General features: G+C 68.9%; 21 protein-coding genes and 1 pseudogene. 10 read left to right on the top strand and 12 right to left on the bottom strand.

Annotated elements, in window-relative coordinates; all coding sequences use genetic code 11:
• The first annotated feature begins 170 nt into the window (after positions 1-170).
• The 3 genes and pseudogenes from ACEN9H_RS15655 (at position 171) to ACEN9H_RS15645 (ending at position 4,633) form a co-directional block, all read left to right on the top strand.
• On the top strand, positions 171-3,140 hold the full coding sequence (locus ACEN9H_RS15655; RefSeq protein ID WP_413675499.1) for a TonB-dependent receptor: 2,970 nt from the start codon (positions 171-173) through the stop codon (positions 3,138-3,140).
• Between the two features lie 421 nt (positions 3,141-3,561).
• Positions 3,562-4,023: pseudogene (locus ACEN9H_RS15650) on the top strand (beta-L-arabinofuranosidase domain-containing protein); the annotation flags it as partial.
• A gap of 220 nt (positions 4,024-4,243) precedes the next feature.
• Positions 4,244-4,633 (top strand): hypothetical protein, encoded by a 390-nt coding sequence (locus ACEN9H_RS15645; protein ID WP_413675656.1) that lies wholly within the window; start codon positions 4,244-4,246, stop codon positions 4,631-4,633.
• Here the strand turns inward: ACEN9H_RS15645 and ACEN9H_RS15640 are convergent.
• Positions 4,594-6,267 carry a glycoside hydrolase 43 family protein gene (locus ACEN9H_RS15640; protein ID WP_413675498.1) on the bottom strand — a complete coding sequence of 558 codons (1,674 nt, stop codon included), beginning with the start codon at positions 6,265-6,267 and terminating at the stop codon, positions 4,594-4,596. The two genes, ACEN9H_RS15645 and ACEN9H_RS15640, sit on opposite strands and share 40 nt — an antisense overlap.
• A gap of 232 nt (positions 6,268-6,499) precedes the next feature.
• On the opposite strand from ACEN9H_RS15640, the gene ACEN9H_RS15635 reads away from it, so the two are divergent.
• A complete protein-coding gene (locus ACEN9H_RS15635) occupies positions 6,500-7,549 on the top strand; it encodes a LacI family DNA-binding transcriptional regulator (protein ID WP_056131981.1) in 1,050 nt (349 codons plus the stop codon).
• Here ACEN9H_RS15635 and ACEN9H_RS15630 read toward each other — a convergent pair whose 3' ends face one another.
• Genes ACEN9H_RS15630 through kduI form a run of 8 tightly spaced genes read right to left on the bottom strand, consistent with a single transcriptional unit; the run spans position 7,550 to position 15,827 of the window.
• Positions 7,550-8,752 carry a glycoside hydrolase family 88 protein gene (locus tag ACEN9H_RS15630; protein ID WP_413675497.1) on the bottom strand — a complete coding sequence of 401 codons (1,203 nt, stop codon included), beginning with the start codon at positions 8,750-8,752 and terminating at the stop codon, positions 7,550-7,552.
• A gap of 17 nt (positions 8,753-8,769) precedes the next feature.
• Positions 8,770-10,011 carry an oligosaccharide MFS transporter gene (locus ACEN9H_RS15625; RefSeq protein WP_413675496.1) on the bottom strand — a complete coding sequence of 414 codons (1,242 nt, stop codon included), beginning with the start codon at positions 10,009-10,011 and terminating at the stop codon, positions 8,770-8,772.
• Between the two features lie 12 nt (positions 10,012-10,023).
• Positions 10,024-11,016 carry a carbohydrate kinase family protein gene (locus ACEN9H_RS15620; protein ID WP_413675495.1) on the bottom strand — a complete coding sequence of 331 codons (993 nt, stop codon included), beginning with the start codon at positions 11,014-11,016 and terminating at the stop codon, positions 10,024-10,026.
• Complete coding sequence (locus ACEN9H_RS15615; RefSeq protein ID WP_413675494.1) at positions 11,013-12,227, bottom strand: AGE family epimerase/isomerase; 1,215 nt, start codon at positions 12,225-12,227, stop codon at positions 11,013-11,015. Before ACEN9H_RS15615 ends, ACEN9H_RS15620 begins: the two co-directional genes overlap by 4 nt.
• Before the next feature lie 11 nt (positions 12,228-12,238).
• The gene (locus ACEN9H_RS15610; RefSeq protein WP_413675493.1) at positions 12,239-13,264 is read right to left on the bottom strand and encodes a hypothetical protein; all 1,026 of its coding nucleotides are present in this window, start codon (positions 13,262-13,264) and stop codon (positions 12,239-12,241) included.
• Positions 13,261-14,217, bottom strand: a complete 957-nt coding sequence (locus tag ACEN9H_RS15605) for a sugar kinase (RefSeq protein ID WP_413675492.1) — start codon at positions 14,215-14,217, stop codon at positions 13,261-13,263. The genes ACEN9H_RS15610 and ACEN9H_RS15605 overlap by 4 nt, the downstream gene beginning before the upstream one ends.
• The gene (gene kduD / locus ACEN9H_RS15600) at positions 14,214-14,969 is read right to left on the bottom strand and encodes a 2-dehydro-3-deoxy-D-gluconate 5-dehydrogenase KduD (protein WP_413675491.1); all 756 of its coding nucleotides are present in this window, start codon (positions 14,967-14,969) and stop codon (positions 14,214-14,216) included. Before kduD ends, ACEN9H_RS15605 begins: the two co-directional genes overlap by 4 nt.
• Before the next feature lie 9 nt (positions 14,970-14,978).
• Positions 14,979-15,827 carry a 5-dehydro-4-deoxy-D-glucuronate isomerase gene (kduI, locus tag ACEN9H_RS15595; RefSeq protein WP_413675490.1) on the bottom strand — a complete coding sequence of 283 codons (849 nt, stop codon included), beginning with the start codon at positions 15,825-15,827 and terminating at the stop codon, positions 14,979-14,981.
• Positions 15,828-16,332: 505 nt separating this feature from the next.
• On the opposite strand from kduI, the gene ACEN9H_RS15590 reads away from it, so the two are divergent.
• Both ACEN9H_RS15590 and ACEN9H_RS15585 read left to right on the top strand, forming a co-directional pair.
• Positions 16,333-19,347 carry a putative Ig domain-containing protein gene (locus ACEN9H_RS15590; RefSeq protein WP_413675489.1) on the top strand — a complete coding sequence of 1,005 codons (3,015 nt, stop codon included), beginning with the start codon at positions 16,333-16,335 and terminating at the stop codon, positions 19,345-19,347.
• Positions 19,348-19,354: 7 nt separating this feature from the next.
• Positions 19,355-19,948 carry an NF038129 family PEP-CTERM protein gene (locus tag ACEN9H_RS15585; protein ID WP_413675488.1) on the top strand — a complete coding sequence of 198 codons (594 nt, stop codon included), beginning with the start codon at positions 19,355-19,357 and terminating at the stop codon, positions 19,946-19,948.
• Between the two features lie 70 nt (positions 19,949-20,018).
• Here the strand turns inward: ACEN9H_RS15585 and ACEN9H_RS15580 are convergent, their stop codons facing one another.
• Positions 20,019-20,852, bottom strand: a complete 834-nt coding sequence (locus ACEN9H_RS15580; protein ID WP_413675487.1) for a lipid-binding SYLF domain-containing protein — start codon at positions 20,850-20,852, stop codon at positions 20,019-20,021.
• Positions 20,853-20,963: 111 nt separating this feature from the next.
• On the opposite strand from ACEN9H_RS15580, the gene ACEN9H_RS15575 reads away from it, so the two are divergent.
• The 3 genes from ACEN9H_RS15575 (at position 20,964) to ACEN9H_RS15565 (ending at position 22,531) form a co-directional block, all read left to right on the top strand.
• On the top strand, positions 20,964-21,335 hold the full coding sequence (locus tag ACEN9H_RS15575) for a DUF2784 domain-containing protein (protein ID WP_413675486.1): 372 nt from the start codon (positions 20,964-20,966) through the stop codon (positions 21,333-21,335).
• Positions 21,336-21,420: 85 nt separating this feature from the next.
• A complete protein-coding gene (locus tag ACEN9H_RS15570) occupies positions 21,421-21,792 on the top strand; it encodes a DUF427 domain-containing protein (RefSeq protein ID WP_413675485.1) in 372 nt (123 codons plus the stop codon).
• Positions 21,773-22,531, top strand: coding sequence for a M15 family metallopeptidase (locus tag ACEN9H_RS15565; RefSeq protein ID WP_413675484.1), 759 nt, complete (start codon positions 21,773-21,775; stop codon positions 22,529-22,531). Before ACEN9H_RS15570 ends, ACEN9H_RS15565 begins: the two co-directional genes overlap by 20 nt.
• On the opposite strand, the gene ACEN9H_RS15560 is transcribed toward ACEN9H_RS15565, so the two are convergent.
• Positions 22,528-23,550 (bottom strand): hypothetical protein, encoded by a 1,023-nt coding sequence (locus tag ACEN9H_RS15560; protein ID WP_413675483.1) that lies wholly within the window; start codon positions 23,548-23,550, stop codon positions 22,528-22,530. The two genes, ACEN9H_RS15565 and ACEN9H_RS15560, sit on opposite strands and share 4 nt — an antisense overlap.
• Before the next feature lie 168 nt (positions 23,551-23,718).
• Between ACEN9H_RS15560 and ACEN9H_RS15555 the strand changes: the two genes are divergently transcribed.
• A complete protein-coding gene (locus ACEN9H_RS15555; RefSeq protein WP_413675482.1) occupies positions 23,719-25,257 on the top strand; it encodes a sigma 54-interacting transcriptional regulator in 1,539 nt (512 codons plus the stop codon).
• Between the two features lie 9 nt (positions 25,258-25,266).
• Here ACEN9H_RS15555 and ACEN9H_RS15550 read toward each other — a convergent pair whose 3' ends face one another.
• A complete protein-coding gene (locus ACEN9H_RS15550) occupies positions 25,267-25,659 on the bottom strand; it encodes a hypothetical protein (protein WP_413675481.1) in 393 nt (130 codons plus the stop codon).
• Between the last annotated feature and the right edge of the window lie 27 nt (positions 25,660-25,686).

Here is a 25,686-nt window from a genome sequence, read left to right as displayed (position 1 = left end):
GGTGCCGGCGTCGTGCAAATACCACATCATCAATGATATTTCGCAAAGGCATTACTACGAGGAAGGACGCGGCCTATAATTCAACCTAGATTTGTTATCGATACCTAAAACGTCGGCCACACAGAGCCGGGAAAAAACCCATGCCAAATCGGATTACAGAGGAGAACCAAATGAAGCAGAATCACCGCAATCTCGGACCGACGATGTCGGTCGTCGCCGTGGCGCTCGCCCAGGCCTTCGCGGGCCATGCCTGGGCGCAGCAGGCGGACGCCAACACGGTCGTCGTGACGGGCATCCGCGCCAGTGCGCAATCGTCGCTGGCGATCAAGCGCGACTCGATGGAGGTGGTCGACTCGATCAGCGCCGACGACATCGGCAAGCTGCCGGACCCGAACGTCACGGAGACCATGACGCGCATTCCCGGCGTGCAGGGCTACCGCTACGGCGGCGAGGGCGCATCGCCCGTGGGCCAGGGTTCGGGCGTGACGATCCGCGGCCTGTCGGGCCAGACGGCGTCGGAAGTGAACGGCCGCGCCTACTTCACGGCCGGCAGCCGCGAATTCAACCTGGAAGGCGCGATTCCGGGCATGGTCGCCGGCATCGACGTGTACAAAAACCCGTCGGCGGAACACATCGAGGGCGCCATCGGCGGCCTGGTCAACATCCGCACCCGCAATCCGAGCGACTTCAAGGGCCTGACGGGCGCACTGAACATCGGCGGCCGCTACAACGACCTCGCGAAGAAGGGCAACCCGGAATTGTTCGGCATGATCGCCAACCGCTGGAACCTGCAGGGCGGCGGGCGCATCGGCGTGATGGCGGCAGCCGTGTTCCAGCAGAGCACGGGCCGTTCGGACAACAACCCGGCCAACGGCGGCGCCAATTACAAACGCGCGGTCCGCGCCGACAGCGCCGAATATGCGACCCTGGCGGCCGCCAACGCGGCGAACGACCCGTCCAGGCCGATGTCGCAGTACGTCGGCCGCACCGACGTCTCTTACCTGGCGAGCGTGCCCACGCTGCCGACATCGACGACTGCCGGCGCCTACATGCCGAACCTGGCGGGCCTGACCCAGGAGCAGATCGGCAACGTCATGGCGGCGCCCGCGATCACCAATAACGTGTTCCAGGAAACGATCATGCGCACCCGCCGCGGCCTGAATCTGGCTGCCGACTGGCGCGTCGACAACACCCTGCGTTTCTACGTCGACGGCAACTATACCTACTACCTGTACCACCAGAATTACCGCGGCCTGAACTCGTCGGACATCAATACGCAGGCGAACAACGTGCAGAACCTGCAGACGGCGCCGTTCAGCCTGACTGAACAGTTCGCCAACGGCAATCTCAATGGCGGCAGCAACGATGTCCTCGCCACCAAGCGCTTCCTGAGCGGGAACTTCCTGAACACGAGGATGACGACGACCGGCGGCGACGAGCACCGCCCGTACACGACGTGGATCGCCGCGACCGGTGCCGAATGGCACCCGACGCCGGCCCTGTTCCTGAAGGCGGACATCAACTTCATCAAGGCCGACCAGACCCAGGACAACCGCGCCGTGACCCTGCTGTCCAATCCGGGCCTGTACTGGACCGTCAACCGCGTGGCCGACGGCGCCCCGCACCAGACGACGTTCACCGGCCCGGACCTGTCCAATCCGGCCAACTTCATGTACCAGGCCTACAGCAACGGCACGCACCAGAGCTTCCACGACACCGGCGGCGCCGTGGCCCTGGACGGTACGTATTCGCTGGACGACGGCTGGTTCTTCAGCCGCATCAAGTTCGGTACCCGTGCCGCGCGCCAGTCGAGCAGCTTCAACAACTTCGCCTTCAATGGCCGTCCGCTCACGACCGACGGACTTCCCCTTGCCGCGGACGGCAGCAACGGCATCTCGGCCGCGACCGGCGGTTACGTGCAGTCGTCGCCCACCAACTTCATGGACGGCCTGGCCGGCTATTCGGGCGGCTACGCCGTGTACAACCCCGACCAGCTGCTGGGCAACCAGGTCAGCGGCGCCTTCCCGAAGGCGGGCATCCTCCCGGAGAACGGCCTGGCGGAACAGGTCCTCGCGCGCCGCTACACGAACGAGAAGACCAAGGCGATCTACCTGGTGGGCGAATTCTCGCTGCTGGACGACCGGCTCAAGGGTAACGCCGGCGTGCGCGTGGTGCGCACCAACGGCGAATTCGTGGCGCAGGTGCCGAATGCGAGCGGCGTGATCGGCCCCTACAGCCGCACGACGTCGTACACGAACGCGCTGCCGTCGTTCAACCTGACCTACGACCTGGCGAAGGACTTCCTGGCGCGCTTCGGCTACGGCCGCGGCATGACGCGTCCGGGCCTCGACCAGCTCAATCCGTACGTCACCGTCAACTCGACGCAGGGCACGGCGTCGATCGGCAACCCGGAACTGCACCCGCTGACCGCGAACAGCTTCGACTTCTCGCTGGAACGCTACTTCAGCAAGACGAACTACCTGGCAGCGGGCGTGTTCGACAAGGAGATCAACGGCTTCTTCAACGACGTCCAGAACTGCGAGACCCTCGCGCTGGCGCCGGTCTACAACGGCGCGGTCGCGAACGGCTGCTCGGGCGGCCAGTACCTGGTGTCGAAGACCCTGAACTCCGAGAAGGGCTATGCGCGCGGCCTCGAGCTGTCGGGCCAGTACTTCTTCGACAGCGCCCCGGGCATCCTGAAGAACTTCGGCGTGGCCGGTTCGTACACGTACGTGAAGACCGACAACCCGTTCAACGTGGGCACGAAGGCCGCGCCGAACATCATCTCGACGCCGCAACCGTTCGCCTCGAAGAACAGCTACAGCGTGAGCGCCCTGTACGAGGACAACAAGGCGTCCGCGCGCCTGGTCTACACGTGGCGTTCGCCGTCGGTGCTGTTCGGCTTCTCGCCGAACCCGATCGACGGCCGCTACATCGATGCCTACGGTATCCTGGACGGCTCGTTCAACTACCAGCTGACCGACAATCTGGCGCTGTCGCTGATCGCGTCGAACATCACCAACAAGACGCTCAATCGTAACGTCGGCGGCCTCGGGAACGAGAGCGGCATCGAACGCCAGCACTACGAGAACGGCCGCTTCTTCGGTTTCAGCTTGCGCTACAAGTTCGGCAACCTGTAATCTTCTCTCTCGTCGCGGGCCGCGTGCCCGCTTTCGACCGCCGCCGGTGTTTGCCGGCGGCGTTTTTTTTACGAAAGGGTTGTCGATGTCCTTCACCCGCCGTTCGACGCTCAAAGCCACCCTCGCGGCGTTCCCGGCGCATGGCGTCGCCCGCGACCTCGGCCAGCTTGCGCCGCCCGTGCCGGTCGACGCGGCGCGTGCTGCCGGGAAGCCCGTTCCACGTACGGCAGGAGCTGCATCGCACGGGGGTGCTCGCGTCCTACGATCCCGACAAACTGCTTTACCACTACCGCGCGTTGGCGAAACTTCCCCAGAAAGCAGGCATCGAGTTGGGCTACGACGGCTGGGACAGTGAATTCCTGCGTGGGCAGATGACGGGGCACTATCTGTCCGCCGCGTCGCGCATGGCGACACCGCCCGCATGTTCCATCGCGCCTGGTTCGTCGGCCCGCTTGCCGAGGGCGAGGACCGGCTGGGGGGCCTGCACGCCAATACGCACATCGCGCAGGTCGTGGGCCTGGCCAACGCCGCGAACGTCGATGGCGACCCGCTGGAACTGAAGGCGTCCGCGAACTTCTGGCGGCTGGTCATGCACAGGCATGCGTTTGCCAACGGCGGCACGTCGGTGAACGAATGGTTCGATCAACCCGGCGTGGAGGCTGGCCCGTCGATCGACAGCGGAAAGGTATTCCCGCCGACGACCGCCGAAACCTGCAATACCCACAACATGCTCAAGCCGACCGCGAGGCTGTTCGGGCGCGATCGCCGTGCGGAGCTTGCCGACTACTACGAGCGTGCGCTGTACAACCACGTGCTGGCGTCGGTGGCGCCCGATTCCGGCGCGATGACGTATTTCACGCCGTTCCATGGGGACTTTCGCACCTATCTCAACGGCAGCCATTGCTGTACCGGTTCCGGTATCGAAAACACCGCACGCTACAACGAAGGCATCTACTTCCACAAGGACGATGCGCTCTGGGTGAACCTGTACATCCCGTCCGAGCTCAGTTGGCGGCAAGCCGGGATCGTATTGCGGCAGCAAGGGGACATCACGCGGCGACCCGGTGCGCCTGGCGGTGGTGAGGCAATGGCGGGCCGGCGACATGATCGACCTGACGCTGCCGGTCGGGTTGCGGCTGGAGCAGGCCATGGACGACGCCTCGACGGTCTCCCTGTTCCATGGCCCGGTCTTGCTGGCCGGAGAACTTGGCAGGCAGGACATGCCGGCCAGCGACGTGGGCGACAAGGATGCCTGGCTGAGGATCGCGGCCGTGCCGGTTCCCGATATCGTCGGCAAGTCCGGCAATCCCGCCGACTGGCTCGCGCCGGTCCCCGGTGATCCGTCCGCGTTCAGGTTCAAGGATGCAGGTCCGGCCAACGGCATCGTCGTCCGGCCGCTGTTCGACCTGCACCATCAACGTTATGCCGTGTACTGGCGCCTGAACGCGGCCGGTCAGTACGGCCCGACCCCCGGCGCCGTCACGTTGAAATAATCGGCTTCGAGGTACGACGGCTGCGTGCGCGCCCGCGCACCGACGCTGAACAGGCCCACCTGCGCGCCCACCCACGTGCCGCGCGTGACCGGGAACGGGTCGCCGGCCGGCTTGAACGCGCGGCCGTCCACGCTGTACGAAAAGCCGACGAACGCCGTTTCGTACATCGACATGCGCAGGACCACCTCGTCCGGCGCGTCCGGCAGCACGACGGTGGACGCCTCGTGGCAGCGCGGCCCGAACGGCCCGCACACGGTGCGCACGAGTTCCGTCTTCCCGCCGCTGCGGCGCAGGCCCACCCAGCCATACTGCATGGCGTTGACGATCAGGCCTGCCCGGTCGCCGTCGACGGCACCCTTGAGGCGCACGCGGGTCTCCACGACGAAGCGTGACGCGGGCACCTTCTGCGTGAGGATGGCGCCCGCGGCGCGCACGAAGCCGTCGGCTTCCGGCACCACCTGCGTGGCGAGCCGCAGGTGGCCGGGGTTGTCCGTCAGCGAGTACCAGCCGGGCGCCGGATTCGCGCCCCATTGCCATTGCAGGCCGAGGGCAGGGCCGTCGAACGCATCGCTCGTCGCCGGCGCCGCCGGGCCGAAGCCTTGCACCGGTTTCGCGTACGTGTTCACGGGTTCGCCGACGCCCGGCGTGCGGCCCGGTGCGCCGATGACCGGCCAGCCGTCCTGCCAGCGCATCGGCTGCAGATGCACGACGCGGCCATACGCCCCCTTGTCCTGGAAGTGCACGAACCAGTCCTTGCCGTCCGGGGCATCCACCCACGCGCCCTGGTGCGGCCCGTTGATCGGGGTGTCGCCCTGGTCCATCACGCGGCGCGCTTCGTACGGTCCGTCGATCGAACGGGAGCGGAACACGGCCTGCCAGCCCATCTCGACGCCGCCGGCGGGGGCGAACACGTAGTAATAGCCGTTCGCCTTGTACAGCTTCGGCCCCTCGACCGTGTGGTAGCCGGGATAGCGGCCGCCGTCGATGATGATCTTGCCGCCGTCGTCCAGCAGGCGCGTCGCCTGCGGGTCCATGCGGCGCAAGGTCAGCACGTTGTTGATGCCGGAGCGGCTCTTCGCCCACGCGTGCACCAGGTACGCCTTGCCGTCGTCGTCCCACAGCGGCGCGGGATCGATGATGCCGCGCCCGGCCAGCAGCAGCCGCGGCGGCGTCCACGGGCCCGCGAAATGCTCGGCCGTCGTCACGTAGACGCCGTAGTCCGGGTCGGGGTAGAAGATCCAGAAGCGGCCGTCGTGCCAGCGCAGCGACGGCGCCCACACGCCCTTGCCGTATTGCGGACGGTCGAACACGTTGGCCGGTTCCAGCCGGGGCAGGGCGTGGCCGACGAGCGTCCAGTTCACCAGGTCCGGCGACTCCAGCAGCGGCAGGCCGGGCGCATTGTTGAAGCTGGACGCCGTCATGTAGAACTTGTCGCCGACGCGGATCGCGTCCGGATCGGAATAATCCGCATGCAGGATGGGGTTGCGGTAGCGGCCGTCGCCGAGATCCGCGATCCAGGGCGCGGCGGCGAGGCCCGCGGCCGCCTGCGGCCGGGCAGGCGCGGCCACGGTACGGCAGCCCGCGACGGCCGCGGCGGCGAGCAGCACGGCGATGGTGAGGCGAGAGGCAGGCAAGACGGTCTCCTTCTTCATTCGGTGAAGCTTGGGGTTGTTATCGATCTCATGGTAGCATTGTTGAATTGGTGCAATCAAGGCATCCATGCTGCATGGCGAGCCGTCGAGCGGGCTGCCATGCGGCGTTGTCAGAAGTGGCATTTCCCCTGGCACGGCGGTATCATGTGACATCGTGTGCCGGGAATGAAATCGATAACAATGCCAGGCCATCAGACTACAGGACAATAATTCAATGGGTAGTGAAACCAAGCAGGGCGACCGCCCGGCCGGCGGTGCGACCGTCTGGGACGTGGCGCAGAAGGCCGGCGTCTCCGCGATGACCGTGTCGCGCGTCATCAATGGCAACGCCAGCGTCAGCGACAAGACGCGCGAAAAGGTCAACCGCGCCATCCAGGAACTGAACTACCAGGTCAACGTCGCGGCGCGCGCGGCGCGCATCGGTACGCTGCGCGTCGGGCTGTTGTACAGCAATCCCAGCGCGGCGTTCCTCAGCGCCTTCCTCGTCGGGGCCCTCGGCGAGTGCAGCCAGACGGGCGCGCACCTGATCCTCGAGAACTGCGACAACCTGCGCAGCCAGCGCAAGGCGATCGACCGCCTGATCGCGGACGGCGCCGACGGCATCCTCGTGCCGCCGCCGCTGTGCGACTCCAAGGCCGCGCTCAAGCAACTGGCCGAGATGGGCATTCCGTCCGTCGCGGTCGCGACCGCGAAGCCGTCGCCGCAGATGTCGGCCGTGCGCATCGACGACTACGAAGGCGCGCTGACGATGACCAAGCACCTGCTGGCCCTGGGCCACACGGACATCGGCTTCATCAAGGGCGACCCTGAACATACACCGGCCCAGCTGCGCTACCAGGCGTTCATCGACGCGATGCGCGAGGCGGGCCACCACGTCCCCGCCGAGCGGGTGGCGCAGGGCATGTTCACCTACCGTTCCGGCCTGCTCGCGGCGCGCGAACTGCTGGCCCAGCCGACGCGGCCGACCGCGATCTTCGCCAGTAACGACGACATGGCGGCCGCCGTCATCGCGGTCGCGCACGGGCTGCACCTGCAGGTGCCGGACGACATCGCCGTCTGCGGCTTCGACGACACGCCCGTCGCGACGACCGTGTGGCCCGAGCTGACGACGGTCCACCAGCCGATCACGGAAATGGCGCGCAGCGCCGTCGCCCTGCTGGTGGAACACATCCGCGCGCGCCGCGCCGGCCAGTCGTACATGCCGCAGCACCGGCTGATGCCGTTTACGCTGGTCGAGCGCGAATCGACGGAAGCCCACGACTGATTACCAGTAGGGGCGCCACGTGCGGGTCAGCCGCACGAGCGCCTCGAGGTAGAAATAATCGCCCCAGATGCAGGCCTCGTCCACGCCGACGCCGTTCGGCTTGTGGTACACGCCGTGCTTCAGCAGGCCCGCGCCCGGCGTGCCGCTCGTGTCGGCGTAATCGCCCGCGAGCGTCAGTACCGTGCCGGCCGCCGCGCGTTCGTAGGCCGGACGCAGCGGATCGGCCAGCGGCAGGTTGCGCGCCAGTTCCAGCAGGCCGCAGGCGGCGATGGCGGCGCCGGAGCTGTCGCGCGGCTCCGGTCCGGACGTGAACACGAGATCCCAGTAGCAGATGCCGTCCGCCGGCAGGCGGTTCAGGTAGTAGTTGGCCAGCACCTTCGCCAGGTCGACGAGGCGCCCGTCGCCGTTGTGGCGGTAGACGAGCGGGAAGCCGGAGATGCCCCAGGCCTGGCCGCGCGCCCAGCACGAATCGTCCGCGTAGCCCTGGTGCGTCTTGCCGTGCAGCGGCGCGCCGCTGGCCGGGTCGAAGAAGAACGTGTGGAACGTGGAGCCGTCCGGACGCACGATGTGGCGCGCGGCCGCCTCGATGTGGCTGTCGGCCGCCGTCCGGAACGCGGGGTCGCCCGTGAAGTCGCTGGCCCAGTACAGCAGCGGCAGGTTCAGGTTGCAGTCGATGATCATGCGCCCGCGCTGGGCCGGGTCGGACAATTCTCCCCACGCCTGGATGATGCCGGCGCCCGGCAGGTAGCGCTCCAGCAGCAGGCGCGCGGCGCCCAGCGCCGCTTCGGCCGCGAGCGGCTCGCCCGTCAACTGGTAGCCGGACACGCACGAGAGGCTGTACAGGAAGCCGAGGTCATGGTGGTTGACGTTGATGCGGTCGCGCTGGCGCGCGTGGAAGCTCGCCACGTGGCGCAGGCCCGCGTCGCGGTAGCGGTCGGCGCCCGTCAGCTCGTACGCCAGCCACAACATGCCGGTCCAGAAGCCGTTCGTCCATTCCGTGTTGTCCATCGCCGGGTAGACGCCGCCCTGCGACGACGGCATCGGGAAGGCGTCGCCGAAGTGCGCCAGGTTGCGGTCGACCGCGTCCAGCGCGCGCGCGATCGCACGGTCGATGGCGGCCTTGTCGATGCCGCGGTTCCAGTGGGCCGGCAGCGCGCCGGTGTTCAGCGGCTCCAGTGCGGCCGCGTTCAGGGGTGAGGTCATGCTTGCTCCTTGTTGGATCATTTGGCAGGTTCGGCGAGCGGCGTGGCCTGCTCGCCAGGCGTTTCCGCCGGCGTCGGCAGCAGGAACACGGCGGACAGGACGAGGAAGACGAGGCCGAGGCCCGCCAGGATCAGGTAGGTCGCGGAAAAACCGATCCGGTCGTACCCGATGCCGGCCAGCGACGACAGCGCGAAGATGCCGATCGAGTGGCCGAAGCTCACGCCGACCATGTAGACGGTCGAGGCGAGGCGGTTGTCGAAATGGTGCGCGATGTAGCGGAACAGCGAGACGGCGAGGATCGGCAGCTCCACCGAGTGCAGCAGTTTCATCGCCGAGATCGAGACGGGACCGACGGCGAGCCCGGAACCGCCGATCCGCACGAGCATGATGGAACCGGCCAGCAGCAGGCCGTTCTTCGCGCCGATGCGGCGCACGAGCAGCGGCGCGAGGAACAGGCCGCCCGCTTCCAGGAAGATCTGCGCGGAATTCAGGTAGCCGAACATCGCCACGCCCGTCTTCGGGTCCGGGAACAGCGAGGCGAAATAGCGCGAGAACTGCTGGTCGAACACGAGGTACAGGTTCGTCACGCCCAGCACGAACACCATGAAGCGCCAGAAGCCCGGCATGCGCAGCAGCGCGAATGCGTCGGCGAGCTTGACGCCTTCCTTGCCGCGCACGCCCGGTTCGGCCGGGCCGCCGCGCGTGACGGCCAGCAGCGCGAGCATCACGCCGCCCGCCAGCGACGCGAGCGCGAAGTTGATGCCGGGGTCGACGTTGTAGATGCGGCCACTGAACGCGGCGGCGCTGGCGAAGCCCAGCGAGCCCCACAGCCTCACGCGGCTGTATTCGAAGCCGTCGCGCCGGCCGATGCGGTCGACGTACGATTCGATCGCGTAGCTGCCCGCATTGAACGTGATGCCGAGGTACAGCCCGCCCACGACGGCACCCAGCAGGATGTTCGTCTTCAGCAGCGGGGCGTACAGGAACGGGAAGAACAGGCCGGACAGGGCGACGAGCGCGGCGACCGTCCACAGGATGTTGCGGCGGGTGCCCACGCGGTCGGACACGAAGCCATAGATCGGCTGCGAGCACATCGCGGCAAAAGCGTTGGCCGCGAAGACGATGCCCGCCTCGGTCCCCGACAGCTTGAGCGTCTGCCCCAGCCAGACGGCGAGCAGCGAGATGCTCATCGCCTGGGCGAAGAAATAGATATAGACGTAGCCGCACAGGAAGCGGAATTGCGATGTGCGCGTTGGCATGGTGTCTCCTGGTTATCGTTGTAATTGCTTGCCGAAATACTGTTGGCCCGGCGCCGCGAAGTCAAGGGCGCGATGCGTTCCCTCCTGGCGGCGGACCACGATGGCGTCCGCCAGCGCGAGCACGGCATCCAGCGCCGGCGGCTGCGCGCCCGCGACCCGGCAGGCGGCCGTACCGGCGGCGACGGCGACCCGCAAATGGCTGCCGCCGGCCCGCTCCGGCCACGTCATGAGGCTGTAGAGCAGGCCGCCGATGCTGGCGTCGCCCGCGCCCACCGTGTCGACGACGTCCACGGCGGGTGCGGCCGCGTGCCAGGCGCCGTCGGGCCGCACGAGGCAGGCGCCGTCGCCGCCGCGCGTGAACAGGTACGTGGCGGCCGGATTCATTGCGCGCAGCGCCGCGAACGCGGCCTCGGTGTCGTCGTGGCGGAACAGGCCGCGCAGGTCCTCGTCGGACACCTTCACCACGTCCGCCAGGCCGGCCATCGTGCGCAACGTGCTGTCGTAGCGTTCGTCCATCAGCGCGCGGAAGTTGGGGTCGTAGCTGATCTTCGTGCCGCGCAGTTTCAGGCCGCAGGCCAGCGCGACCAGCGTGGACGCGAGCGGCTCGCGCGCGAGGCTGATGCCGCCGAAGTGCACCCATGCGGCGCTGTCCTGCCAGCCGGCCGGCAGATGGTCCGGATCGAAGTGCAGGTCGGCGCTGTCGGTGCCGATGAAGAAGTAGCGGGGCGGGTGGCGTTCGTGCACGACGGCCAGCAATGGCGGGCGGTCGACCTGCTGCAGGAAGCGCTGGTCGAGACCCGCCGCCGTGTTCGCGGCGGCGAGTTCGATGCCGAACACGTCGCGGCTGACGGCGCCGGCGAACGCGCTCGGGATGCCGAGGCGGGCGATGGCGCGCGCCACGTTCCACGTCGAGCCGCCGGTCTGGCTCGTCCACGTGCCGGGGCCCGTTGCGAGCAGGTCGGTCAGCGCTTCGCCGGCCGCGACGAAGCGGGGCAGCGCGGTCATGGGTTCGCCTCCAGCGCGTGCAGCACGTCGTAGCAGGCACCCATCGTGTGATAGTCCGTCTTGCCGGCCGGGCTCTTCTCATTGGTCAGCTTGCGGTTGTCCTGGCCGAGGATGCGGTACCAGGCGCCGTGGTCGTGGTCGACGAAGTGCGCCCAGCTGTACGCCCAGATGCGGTCGTACCAGGTCCAGTAGGCCGGGTTCCCGGTGCGCACCGCCAGCAGCGCGGCGGCCGCGAAGCTTTCGGCCTGCACCCAGAAATACTTGTCGCCGTCGCAGATGCTGCCGTCCGGCGCGTAGCCGTAGCAGATGCCGCCGTGCTCCGCGTCCCAGGCGCGCAGCAGCGCGGCGTCGAACAGCTGGATGGCGCGCGGCGCGAGCCATTCGGCGTCGCCCGCCAGGTGGGCGCGGTGGCGTTCGAGCAGCAGCAGCAGCTTCGCCCATTCCGTCAGGTGGCCGGGCTGGTAGCCCCAGGGCCGGAAGATGTTCGTCTTGTCGTCGCGGTTGTAGTCCCAGTCCACCGACCAGTCGGTGCGGTAGTGTTCCCACACATAACCCTCCGCGAGGGCGGCCTGGCGCAGTGTGATGTTGCGGGCCAGCGTCTCGGCGCGGTGCAGGTAGCGCACCTCGCCCGTTGCCTCGTACGCCGCGAGCATCGCCTCGCAAGAATGCATGTTGGCATTCTGGCCGCGGTACGCATCCAGCACGGACCAGTCGGCGCTGGCCTGGTCCGCGTACAGCCCGTGCCCGGGTTCCCAGAAACGCGTCTCCATCAGGTCGAACGTCTCGGCGAGGTAGCCGCGCGCCTCCGCGACGCCGGCCCGCAGCGCATGCGCATACGCCAGCATGACGAAGGCCAGGCCGTAGCAGTGGTTGTCGCCGTCGAGGACTTCCTTGCGGCCCGCGTCCCACGCGAGCTGCCAGGCGTAGCCGCCGGTGCGCGGGTCGCGGTGGACGTCGCGCAGGAAGGCGACGCCGTGGCGCACGGCCGCGAGGTGATCTGCGCGCTTGACGCGCCGGTACGCCATCGCGTAGTTGAAGACGAAGCGCGTGCTGCTGACGAGGTGGCGCGTCGTGCGGTCGTACACCGTGCCGTCGTCGCGGAAGAAGTGATAAAAACCGCCGCTCGGGTCGATGCAGCGCGGGTGATAAAACCGCATCGTATGGGCGATGTGGTCGAGCAGGAAGCCGGGAGAACGGAAGTCGGGTGCCATGGCGCGGTTCTCTATCGTTGGGTTGGGAGGGACGGTTGGGGCCAGGCGGCGATGCGGTACCGGGTTTCCCACGGCGCGTCGGGGCCGATGGCGATGCCGAGGCGGTCCGCCAGCGGATGGTTCGCGGGCGCCGTCGCGACGCGGCCCAGGTCGAACAGGCTGTTCACGGGTTCGGCGCCCAGCGCCAGGTGGCTGCTCATCCAGGGGAAGTGGATGCGGCCGCCGTTGCTCACCCAGAGCAGCAGGTCGGGCAGCTGCGCCGTGTCCCACCACAGGCCGACGCAGGCGTCGTAATCGAGGTAGTGCAGCACGATCGGCGCGGCGCCGTCCTGGCCACCGATCGCGCGCACCTGCAGCAGTTCCTCGGCCGGTGCGGCGAACGGCAGGTGCGCGAGGTCGATGGGGCCGTCGACGCCGGCCAGGCTGTCCAGCGATGCGGAGCGCGTGTCGGACAGCAGCCGCGACACCGCGCCCGCCGGCTGGGCGGGATAACTGTGGATGCCGTCGTGCGGCCCGAGCACGATGCGTACGCGCTCCGGTGCCGGCGGCAGGCGGAACGTCGGATGCAGGCCCGCGGGCACGCGCGCCGGGCGGCGGGCCCACACGCGCAACGTGATGTCGACGGCCGGTGCGTGCGGGTCGGCCGCGATCTCGCGTTCGATGTGTTCGATCGGCGAGCCGGCGGGATAGTCGACGGCCAGGTGGATGCGGGTGTCGGTCGCGGACACGCAGCGCCAATGGTGGTTGGCCGCATAGCCGTGGTCCCACGCATCCTCGGGCGCGCGCGTGCCCCAGCCGGCGGGCAGGTCGCGCGGCGCTTCCGTACAGCCGAACGGCAGGCAGGGCCACTCGCCGCGCAGGCGCCGCATGATGCCGGGCAGGGTGTCGGCGCGCGTCATGCCGGCCCAGGGCGCCACGTGCATGATCTCGAGCTCCCGCTCGTCGCCGATGCGCAGGCTCAAGGGACCGAGCATCGCGCCCAGCGACTGCACGTCCGCGCTGCCGTGGTCCCAGGTGAGGCGCCAGCTGCCGCTCATGCGGACGTTCCCGCGTGCGCGACGTTGAGGTCGCCGGTGATCGCGTGTTTCATGGCGGCGGCGGCCAGCGCGAACCCGGCCACGTCCGCCGTCGCCATGCCCGACTGGAGTCCGTGCAGGACGCCCGCCGCGAAGGCGTCGCCCGTGCCGATCCGGTCGACGGTGCCGGACAGCCGGTAGCTGCCGCCGGTCACGGACGCCGTGCGCGTGTGCAGCACGGCCGACAGCTCGTGCTCGTCCGCCCGATGCGGCACGCGGCGGGTCCAGGCCAGCATCGCCAGGTCAGGAAATGCGGCGAACGCGCCGTGCACCGCGTCCTGTTCGCGCACGGGATCCGCCAGTTCGGGGCGGTCGAGCGCGAGCGCGATGTCGCGCGGACCGGCGAACAGCACGTCGGCCATGCGCATCGCCTCCGGCAGCGGCGGCTGCGCCGTGCCGTCGAACGCGGCGCGCCCGCCCGCGGTGCGCGCCGCCCGCATCGCCGCGAGCACGGCCTGGGCGGGACCGTCGCCGGCGGCCGGCGGGATGCCCGACACGTGCAGCCACCCGGCCCCGTCCAGCAGCGCCGGCCAGTCGTACAGGCCGGGGTCTGCCAGCGCGTATGCGGAGCCGGCGCGGTCGTAGATGATCTCGGACGGGCGCGCGGCGGCGTCCGGCGTGATGAAGTACAGGCCCATGCGGCCCGGGCGCAGGCGGATGCCGGCCGTGTCGACGCCGTGCGCGCGCAGGCTGTCGAGCGCCGCGCGGCCGAGGGAGTTGTCGGGCAGGACGCTGACCATCGCGGTGCGGTGGCCGAGCAGCGCGAGCGCGACGGCGACGTTCGCCTCGGCGCCGCCCGCGCACGCATCCAGCGCCGGCGTCTGCAGCAGCATGCGGCCCGGCGGGGCGGCGAGGCGCAGCAGGATCTCGCCGAAGCAGACGATGCGGCCCGCCATGTCGGGACGCGCGCTCATCGGGCGAGCCAGCCGCCGTCCACCGGCAGGACGACGCCGTGGACGTAGTCGCTGGCCCGGCTGGCCAGGAACACGGCGGCGCCGGCCAGGTCGGCCGGCTGGCCCCAGCGGCCGGCGGGAATGCGCGCGAGGATGGCCGGTTCGCGCACCGGATCCGCGCGCAGGGCCGCCGTGTTGTTCGTGTCGAAGTAGCCGGGCGCGATCGCGTTGACGTTGATGCCTTGCGCGGCCCATTCGTTGGCGAGCGCGCGCGTGAGGCCCGCAATCGCGCTCTTGCTCGCCGCGTAGGCCGGCACGCGGACGCCGCCCTGGAACGACAGCAGCGAGGCGATGTTGACGATCTTGCCGCCGCCATGTCGGGCCATGTGGCGCGCTGCCGCCTGGGACAGGAAGAACACGGATTTCAGGTTGGTGTCGATGACGGCGTCCCAGTCGGCCTCGTCGACGTCGAGGCTGTCGGCGCGGCGGATGATGCCGGCATTGTTGACGACGATGTCGAGCCGGCCGTTCAGGCCGACGGCGGCGGCGACGACGTCGCGCACGGGCGCCGTCGACGACAGGTCGGCGCGCACGTCGAGGAAGCGCCGGCCCAGCGCGCAGACTTGGGTGGCCGTGTCGTCGGCGGGGCTGCGCCCGGCTGCGACGATGTCGGCGCCGGCCGCGGCCAGCGCGAGGGCGATGCCCTGGCCGAGGCCCGTGTTGGCGCCCGTGACGAGCGCCGTGCGGCCGGCGAGGTTGAACAGGTCGAGCATGGGGTCCCCTTATTTCAGCTGGCAGATGTCGAGGACCTGCATGTCGGTGTAGTCCAGGTTCTCGCCGCCCATCGCCCAGATGAAGGCATAGTTGGCCGTGCCTGAGCCCATGTGGATCGACCACGGCGGCGACACGACGGCCTGCTCGTTGGCCACGACGAGGTGGCGCGCCGAATCGGGCTCGCCCATGAAGTGGAACACGCGCTGGTCGTCCTGCAGGTCGAAATAGAAATACACCTCGGAGCGGCGCTCGTGCACGTGCGGCGGCATGGTGTTCCACACGCTGCCCGTCTTGAGGATCGTGAGGCCCAGCAGCAGCTGGGCGGACTTGCAGACGCCCGGGATGACGTACTGGTAGATCGTGCGTTCGTTCGACGTCGCGGCGCTGCCGCGCTCCAGCGGGATCGCCTGGGCGTGCGTGATCTTGACGAGTTCGCAGCGAACGTGCGCGGGCGTCGACGCGAGGTAGAAGCGGGCGGGGTTGGCCGCGTCCAGCGATTCGAAGACGACTTCAGCGCTGCCCATCGGGACATACAGGCCGTCGCGCGGGGCCAGCTCGAATGCCTGGCCGTCGACGGTGACGCGGCCCGCGCCGCCCGCCACGTTGATGATGCCCAGCTCGCGCCGCGCCAGGAACGGCTGGCCGGCCGCGGAAGGCGGCTCCGTGTGGGCGGGCAGGGCCAGCGGGCCGGCGACGGGCGCGGCGCCGCCGATGACGAAGCGCTCGTCGTGGCAATAGTTCAGCGTGACGGCGTCCGGCGCGAACATCCGGTCGATGAGGTAGCGCTGGCGCAGCTGCTCGTTGCTGGCGCCCGCCATCATGTCGGGGTGGGTGGCGTAATACGTCTTGTCGAACACGGAGGTCTCCTCGCGATGGATATCGGTTATCGATAACAATCATATCAGGGTATTTCAAAAAGTAAAACCCCGCGGGAGGCGCGCCGGCACAAAAAAAATGACCCACCCCGACGAAGTCGAGGCGGGCCGAATACGGGACTGGAACGTACCCGCAAGGAGATCGCCATACCGGCACGAACCGGCCATGCCCGAGCGTACAGCGCAAGTTAACGATAACAAAACTTTTCGTCGTCATCAACAGATTTCGTCGAACCCCGGTTTTGCTCCCGCGCCGCGGTGCATTTGTCATCGGCGCAACACATGGAGGTAACGATAACAAATTTTCATCCATTTCGTTGTGCTCGTGTTACGATCGCCAGCGCTATCGATAACACAACAGTCAAAGGAGGAGGCAGTGCCGTCGGTGGCATCCAATGAACTGGTTAGCAAACATATAAGGACAATCATGTATAACCATTCGCATCTGAGGTGGAATGCGTTGCGCGGCAACGCAAAAGGAAAGATGGTGGCATTGGCACTGGCGTCCGCGCTGGGGCTCGTGGGGAGCGGCGCCAGGGCCGTGACCTTCGTCGCCACGCCGATGGTCCAGCCGGTCGTGAGCGGTACCGGCTTTCGCCATCCGGGACTCGGCTTCACGCCGGAACAGCTGGAGTACGTACGCCAGCAGATCCGCGCCGACGTCGAGCCCTATAAATCGTATTACAACATCCTCGCGACCGTGTGCTGCAACTACGCGAACATCAACCTGCAGCCCACGAACCGCGACGCCACGAAGGTCGATACGCCGAACACGCCGAACTACAACGGTTCGACGGCGCAGACGCGCATGATCAACGATTCGCAGGGCGCGTTGACGCAGGCGATCCTGTACTACGTCACGGGCCGTAACGAATACCGGCGCAACGCGATGCGCATCCTGCGCACGTGGAGCAACATGAACCCGAACGGGTACGCCTATTTCCCCGACGCGCACATCCACAACGGGGTGCCGCTGTCACGCATGCTGATGGCCGCGGAGATCATGCGCTATACGCCGGCCGATCCGACCTATACGGATTATCCGCTCGCGTGGACCGACACCGACACGCAGAAGCTCAAGGACAACCTGGTCGATCCGATGGAGCGCACCTTCTTCTCCAGTAACGAGCGGTTCCGGAACCAGCAACAGTATTCGCTCGTCGGCCGCATCGCCGGCGCGATCTTCACCGACAACCGTGCACGCTACGACGAGTCGGTCGAATGGCTCACCGTGAACGCCACCTCGACGCGCCAGGACATCAACGGCGCGATCATGTCGGCGATCGCGCGCATCGACGCGGACGACCCGCTCAACAAGACGGGCAAGACGTTCTACGAAGTGGAGGAGATGTCGCGCGACGGCGCGCACGCGGGCGACAACGTCGACATCCTCGGCGGCCTGCTGCGCCTCGTGACCGCGCAGGGCACGAAGGTCGATCCGTTCACGGGCAAGCCGTCGTCCGGCGGCGACGCCGTGAGCGTCTACCGGTTCGGCGACGACCGCCTGCTGCGCGGCGCGAACGCCTACGCCGAGTACATGCTCGGCTACGACACGCCGTGGGCCGACACGACGGGCGGCACGTCCGGCATCTCGCCCGCCTACCGCGGCCGCCTGTACGAGGTCGACGCGATCGCGGAGATCTACAACACCTATAAATACGTGGAAGGCGTGAACGTGGACGCCGAAGCGCCTTACCTGGCGACGGCGGCGGCCCATGCGAACGGCCCCGCCATCCCGTGGGGCGCGGCGACGCCCAACAACAAGGACATGGGCCCGACCGCCATCTTCACGCTGCCGCAAGCCCTCACCGGGGTGCCGCTGCCGGCCGGCACGGCGGGCATCCTGGAGGCCGAACGTAAATCGGTCTTCCTCGACGGCGGCTGGACGATGCAGACCGAGGGCGAGCGCACCTACGGTCATGGAAGCGTGACGCCGGCCGGCGCCACCATCGTGTTCCACGACGTGCAATACGCGGACCGCTCGAAGTACGCGCCGGTCGGCATCATGGTCCGTACCAATGCGCCGGTCACGCTGTCCGCGAGCGCCAGCCGCGACGCTAGTCCGTGGTCGCTGATGACGGTCCCCGACACGCACGGCGAATGGCGCTACATCGTGCCGGACACGTCGGCCGCCGCCATCGGCGGCCGCGCGCTCGGCGACAACATCATGTTCTTCAAGTTCTCCGGCCCCGAGGGCGCGACGGTGGACGTCGACTACGTAAACATGGCCGCGCCCACGCAACTGACGCCGCCGCGCTTTGCGATGCCCGTGTTCCCCGTCACGGAGATCGTCGTGCAGGGCATGCCGTATCGCGCGAGCTATGCCGCGGTTGACGCCAACACGGCGGACAGCGTCGCGTACGAGGCCGTCCGGCTGCCGGCCGGGGCGACGGTGAACGCGTCCAGCGGCGCATTCGACTGGACGCCGACGCCGGACCAGGTGGGCATGCACGATATCGTCGTCGCCGCGACCGACGGCGTCGCCGTCAGCACGATGACGGCACGCCTGAACGTGCAGCCGGACCGCGCGTCCGCATTCCAGGCCGCGCTCGACGGCTACGATCCGTCCGCCGCCTACACGACGCCGTCGCTGGCCACGTTCAAGACGGAGCTGGCGCCGCTGCAGCAGCAGATGGCGACCGTGTCCGATGCCGATTTCCCGGCCCTGTTGAAGGCCGTGCAGGCAGCCGTGCGCAAGCTGGAGCTGGTCAATCCGAAGGTCGCCTCCGACGGCAGCCTCGACTGGAGCAAGAACATGGTGACGACGATCGGCTTCGGCGCGGACCGTCCGGCGCTGCTCGTCGACAATAACTACAACAGCTATTCGGGCGACCTGCGCGCGCCGATCACCATCGACTTCGGCGAGAACTACCGCGTCGCCGTCGGCGCCTTCGGCATCCAGGCCCGCTACATGTTCGGCAACCGTTCGCAGGGCGCCAACGTGTACGGGTCGAACGACAACGTGAACTGGACCCTGCTCACGAGCCGCGAGACGACGGACACCAGCGGCCGCAATTTCGAGATGGAAGTCATCCCCGTGCTGCCCGGCCTGGAGGCACAGCCCTACCGTTACTTCATGGCGCGCGTCGACCATCCGGGCCCGCCGACGGATCCGGCGTATCCCGGCATTTCGTCGTATGGCGAGTTCCACTTCTACGGCACCCGCTACGACCTGCTGGCGCCCGTCGACCTGACGGCCAATGTCCGGATCGTACGTTCGGGCCTGACGATGAACCGCTTCACCCAGAAGTACACGGGCACGGTGACGTTCACGAACACGACCGGGACGGCGCTCGAGGGACCGCTGCAGTTCCGCCTCGCCGGTCTGCCGAACGGCGTCACGCTCGACAACGCGACGGGCGTGAAGGACGGCGTCCCCTACGTCACGCTGAACGAAGCGGAACTTGCGCCGGGCCAGACGGCGACCGTGACCACGACGTTCTCGAATCCAGCGAAGGCCACCATCGCCTACACCCCACAACTGTTCAAGGTTAAATACTAGGAGACACATGATGCAGTCCATCACACACCGCGCGGCCCGGCTGCTGGCCGCAACCTGGATGTGCCTGTGCGCCGGCGCGGCGGTGGCCGTGCCCGTCCACCACGTCGACATCGATACGTCGGCGCTCGGCACGGGTACCGCCTACCTGGGCATGTCCTTTCTCAGCGTCGGCGGCGCGACGCCGGCCAGCGCGTCGGTCACCAATCTCGCGGCCGACCTGCTGGGCGTGCCCGTCGGCACCGGTTCCGTGGCGGGCGGCCCGCCGGGCGCGCTGACGTTCACGAGCGAGGCGGGCGGCGGCGACTGGTTCCAGGCGATCCAGCTCGGCGGCCACGTCGGCTTCGACGTCAGCTTCCTGTTCGGCGACGGCACCGACGGCAGCACGTTCAGCTGGTCGCTGTTCGACGACACGCACTACCTCGGCGTAGACGGCGACCTCGGCAGCATCGCCCTCCATCCGGACGCGGCGCCTGACGGACGCCTGACCATCACGCCGGACAACGCGTTCACAGCCGTGCGCGCCGTGCCGGAGCCGTCCACGCTGCTGCTGGTGGCGCTGACCGGCTGCGTGCTGGCGGCAGTGCGGCGCCGGCCGGCCTGACGGTCCGCGGTGGCGCGCCGCGGGGCGCGGCCACCGCTTTCGGGCCCGGATCCGCGGGCCCGATGCGCCGCTACCGTCCGCCGGACTTGCCGCTGCTGCCGGCCGGCGTCGGCGGACTGCCGAGTACCTTGCGCAGGGCGTCGGCCTGGGCGTTGCTCTCCTTGCTGTCGATCGCCTGCAGCGCCGTCATCGGCTTGCCGTAGTAGGCCTCGGTCAGGCGCTGGTTGTAGCGGACGTCGTTGATGCCCACCGTGGCCGCGTTGCCGAACAGGCCCTTGCTCCCCGACCACGCGACGACGTCGCCCGCCGTGGAGCCCTGGGCCATGCGCGCGAAGTTGACGACCGTGAGGCCGGCGTCGGCGCTGAGCGAGAAGTTGTTACGGTTGCGGAAACTGTCGACGGCTTTCTGGTTCAGCAGCACGAGGGCGATCGGCCCGCCTTCCACGCCCGCCTGGAGTCCGATGCTGAGGCCGCCGGTGTCGAAGAACACCGGGTTGCCCCAGGCCCCATCCGCTTGCCGGACCATCAGTACGCCCGCGCCGCCGGCACCCCCGACGCCGAGCGCGGCGCGGCCATAGGTGGGCACGATGAAGACGCCGCGGGCGCGGCCGAGCAGGGCCGGCATGCCCGTCTCGTTGCTCATCGTATGGACGACGCCCACGGCGTCGCTGACGTGCTTGACCGCGGCCTGCTGGCGCCGCGTGGCGGCGTCGTTGTCGGTGCCGTGCGCCGCCTGGCCCGCCGCCGCCGCGGACCGGGACGCGTGGGCATCCTGTGCGGTGGCGGCGGGCAATGCGAAAGCGAGCATGAGCAGGGCGGCGGCACCCAGCAGGGCATGCCGCAGGACGGACCGGCGCCGGCCCGCGCGGGGCGGCGGCGGCGTGCGTGGCATCACGTGCATCATGATGTTCTCCTCGGTTCGGCCGAACGGATCGGCGATGAAGGTGGAGGATAGGAGCGCCGCCGGATGCGGGTTTGACATGTATCAGTCGTGCGCCGGTGCGTATCATGGGCCATGGTCTATCAATTACTCGCCGCCATGGTGCTGCTCTTGCACCTGGGCTTCATGCTGTTCGTCGTCGCGGGTGCGGTACTCGTCGCGCGCCGGCGCCGGCTGCTGCCGCTGCACCTGGCCGCCGTCGCCTGGGGCATCGCGATCGAGGCCACCGGGGCGGCGTGCCCCCTGACCGGGCTCGAGAATCACCTGCGCATGCTGGCCGGGGCCGGGGGCTATGCGGGCGGTTTCGTCGATCATTATCTTGTCGGGCTTATCTATCCGTCCGGTCTCACCCGCCCGATGCAATGGGGACTGGCCGCGGCCGTGCTGGCGCTGAACGCCGTGCTGTACGCGCGCATCGTGCGCGGCGGGCGGGACGACCGCGATTGATCCGGATCCGCGGATGGCGTGGACGGGACGCACTTGCGCGGGACCGGGCGGCATGAGATCGTAGGAGGCCACGACAGGAGAAGACATGCCGACAGCCATGAAGACACCGGGTCCCGACCATCCGATCACGGTCACGCCGGCGGCCGGCCGCGTGACGGTGCGCGCCGGCGGCGCCGTGCTCGCCAGGAGCGACCGCGCGCTCGCGCTGCGCGAAGCCGATTATCCGCCCGTGCTGTACATCCCGCGCGAGGACGTGGCGATGGACCGCCTGCAGCGCACCGAACGGCACACCCATTGCCCGTACAAGGGCGATTGCGCCTATTTCTCGATCGTGGACGCGGGGCCGCGGGGCGAGAACGCGGTGTGGAGCTACGAAGCGCCGTATCCGGCTGTGGCCGCGATCCGGGGACACGTGGCGTTCTATCCGGACCGCGTCGATGCGATCGAGACCCGTTGAGCCCGGCGGTGCGGGGGCGGGCAGCGCGCCGTTCGACGAGTTCACGCTGACGGGGCGTGCGCGCACGCATGTCCAGCAGTACGGGCATACGCCGGGACAGCCCCGTTTCGCGGCGCGGGCCGAGGTCGCGGCGGCCTTTCTCGCGATGCGCGCGGCGGCCGCGCAGGACGGTATCGACATGCTGCCGATCGCATCGTGGCGGCCGTTCGAGGCCCAGGCCCGCAACTGGAACCGCAAGTTTTCCGGGCAGGCGACACTGTACGATTGCGCGGGCAGGGCGCGCGACCACGGGGCGCTGGCGCCGGCGGACATCGTCCGTGCGATCCTCAACTGGACAGGGTTGCCGGGCGCGACGCGGCGCCATTGGGGCACGGACATCGATGTGTTCGACCGCGCCGCGCACCCGCCCGGCTACCGGACGAAGCTGTTGCCGGACGAGGCCGGGCCGGACGGCGTGTATGCACGCCTGCATGCCTGGCTCGACGCGCACGCGGCGCGTTTCGGTTTCTTTCGCCCGTACCGTACCCGCCGCCGCGGGATGTGCCCGGAACCGTGGCACCTGAGCCATGCGCCGTCGGCACAGGCGGCGCTGGCGGCCATCGATATCGACATGGTCGCGCGCGCGGTCCGCGGTGCGGATCTGCTGGGCCGCGAACTCGTGCTGGACATGTTGCCGGACATCTTCCGCGACCACGTGCTGGACGTGGACGGCCCGGAACCGGGGCGCGGCGGCAGTTAGCCGGCGTCCTGGCCGGCCGTGCGGGCGAGGCGGTGCACGCCGCCCGCGTCGGCGCGGTCCGCGCGCACGGGAGGCGGCGTCAGGTGCAGGGTGGTGCGGGCCAGCGCGTCCATGCGCACGCCGAGCGGACGCCGCATCGGGCCCGGTTCCAGGCGGGTGGCGAACATCCACAGCACGGGGTAATCGAGGGTTGTCGGGACGACCACGTTCAGGACCATCGCGAGTTGCCAGTCGGCGCACTGCAGGTCGTCGATCGCGATGAGCAACGGCTGGTTCGCCGCGCGGTGCTGCACCAGCGCGCACAGGGCGGCGGTCTGCAGCAGCTGGGTGGCCGGCACGGGCCACTCCGGTGCGGCGTCGACGAGGCCGACGCAGGCATCGACGTGGACCGGCGACACGCCCAGCGCGGCGCAGCGGCTGCGCACGAGGTCGGCCAGCGGGACGGCGTCGCTACCGGGCGCCGTGCCGGCGTCGGCCGGCAGGCCGAGCAGGGCGAGCATCAGGTCGACGGCCGTGTGGACCGCGGGGATGCGGGCGCTGCCGCCGTCGAGCACGACGCAGGTGTAGCCGCGCGCCCGGGCGTCGCGGGCGCCGAAGGACAACAGGGGCGACTTGCCGGCGCCGGCGACACCCTGCACGTCGATGATCCGCCCGCGGCCGCCGACGTGGACCGCGTCGATGACGGCGCGGCATTGCAGGCGCTCCACGTCCCATATGTCCGCCAGGTCCGGCACGGGGCGCGCGGGCGGCGCCTCGCGGGTCGGCGCCGCGTCGATCAGGGTCTCGACGCCGATGCCGTAGAACGCGGCCAGGTGGCGCACCGTGCGGTAGGGCACGGGGCGGCCGGATTCGGCGCGCTTGATGGCGGCGTGGGTGAGGCACAGTCTTCGTTCCTGGAATTGCGCGGACAAGGCCTCGCGTCCGCCGCGGCGCTGGCGCAGGGCTTTCAGACTGTGCACGTCGAGCATGACGCGGGCGTCAAAGGGCTGGATGGGCGAGGAAGCGAGGTTGAATGTCATGGCACGTCCGGGAAAAGGCACCGCCCCGATGGCGGCGTTACTCATATTGCAAACGCCGTGCCATGGCGAAATCCGGGGAGACAGCCCCGATTTCGGCCCATCGGACGTTTCTGCGTGTAAAATTGCCATGTTTTTTACATGTAAAGCGATAACGTTGACGTTCCGCGCATGCTTGACTCCACCGAATATACCCAGACGTTGCAGCTGTCCGCGCAGGGCATGCCCGGACGGCCGCTGCTGGCGCTGACGATCCTCTGGCATCCCGACCCGGCGCGCATCGGCGAACAGTTCGTCGGCGATCCCGGCACGCTGGAAGTGAACCGCTACGCGCCGCTGTTCTACCGCCCGGGCCAGGCCGGCCTGCCGCTGGGCCACGGCACGATCTCGCGCGACCCCGTGCGGATCGTGCGCGGCGGCGATGGCGATGGCGAGGGCGTCGTCGTGCATTTCCCCGCGACCCGCATGCCGGTCGAGCTGAACGGCCGGGCCGCGACCGGGCCGGTCCGGTTCGACGCGGCCGACGTCGCGCGCGGCCAGGTGTTGACGCTCGGCCGCGCCGTCGTCCTGTGCCTGCACTGGATGGACTGCCTGCCCAAGCATAACCCGGTGCCGGGACTCGTGGGCGTGGGCGCCGCGGCGATCGCGCTGCGCGACCAGATCCGCATGGTGGCGCCGACCGACATCCCCGTGCTGCTGCTGGGCGAGACGGGCACCGGCAAGGAAATCGCCGCGCGCGCGATCCACGCGCTGGGCCAGCGCGCGCAGGCGCGGCTCGTCGCCGTCAACATGGCGGCGCTGAACGAATCGCTCGCGGCCGCCGAGTTGTTCGGCGCGGCGCGCGGCGCGTACACGGGCGCGCAGGAGCGCCGTGGCCTGTTCGCGGAAGCGGACGGCGGCACCCTGTTCCTCGACGAGATCGGCAATGCGCCGGCCAGCGTCCAGCCGATGCTGCTGCGCGTGCTGGAAGGAGGCGATTACCGTCCGCTGGGCGCGACCCAGGACCGCAAGACGACGGCGCGCCTGATCGCGGCGACGGACCAGGACCTCGATACGGCCGCGTTCAACCAGGCCCTGTTGCGCCGACTGGAGGGATTCGCGCTGCAACTGCCGCCGCTGCGCGCGCGGCGCGAGGACATCGGCGTGCTGATCGTGCACCTGCTGCAGGCGCATGGCGCGCTGCCGGTGCTGCCGCTGGAACTGGTGGTGGAGATCGCGTGCTACGACTGGCCCGGCAACATCCGCCAGTTAAGCCACACGTTGCGCCGCGCCGCGCTGCTGGTGCAGCACGGCGGCACGCCGCAGCTCGAACAACTGGTGCGCCTGACGCCGGCCCCGGCCGGCAGCGCGGCGCGGCTGGTGCCGGCTGCGGAAGCCATGCCGGCGCGCGCGCCTGCCGGACCGGAGACGCCGCGCCGCAAGCCGTCCGACATCAGCGACGCCGAGGTCCTGCGCGCGATGGCCGGCAACGAGTGGAACATCCAGGCCGCGGCGCGCGACCTGGGCATCTCGCGGCCGACGATGTACAAGCTGCTCGATGCCCACCGCGAGATCCGCTGGGCGGAGCGGATTCCCGCCGAGGAGATCGAACGCGCACTGGCCGCGTGCGCCGGCGACGTCGGGCGCTGCGCGGAGTTGCTCAGGACGCCGACGGAGTCGTTGCGGCGGGAAGTGCGGCGCCTGGCGCTGGATCGCGTGGCGCCGACTTAGAAAAACAGATCAGTCGTCCATCGGAAGGATCGAGCCGACGTTCATTTCCGGATCCGGGAGGTAATAGAACGAGGTGGAGCCATCGCCATTGCGGGCGGAAAACGAAATGGTGAAACCCCACAGGCCCATTAGTTGGCCGACGTTCAGAGTCGAGTGTGCCTTGAGGTTGACGCGGTTGCCTTCGGTGAACGGGGAACTGCCGTGGCAGCGGCTGTTCATCTGACCACTGATCAAAACACATTCAGCGATGTCGCCAGGGCCTTCGAACTGGAAAGCGACCTTGTCTCCCGGCTGGGCGTCGAACAAGTCCCCATCATTTTGGGGAACACCGTTCAGGCTCCAGCTGGCGAGGGTTTGACCCTCGACGTAGGTCACGAGGAGTTGGTGGGTTTGTTGCGGCATGATCGTCCTTTCAGTTGAACAGCGATC

Source organism: Massilia cellulosiltytica (genome assembly GCF_047325105.1).
Classification (GTDB): Bacteria; Pseudomonadota; Gammaproteobacteria; order Burkholderiales; family Burkholderiaceae_D; genus Telluria; species Telluria orientalis.
The sequence above is the reverse complement of the archived record's forward strand: the minus strand, read 5'-3'. Positions and strand labels throughout refer to the sequence as shown.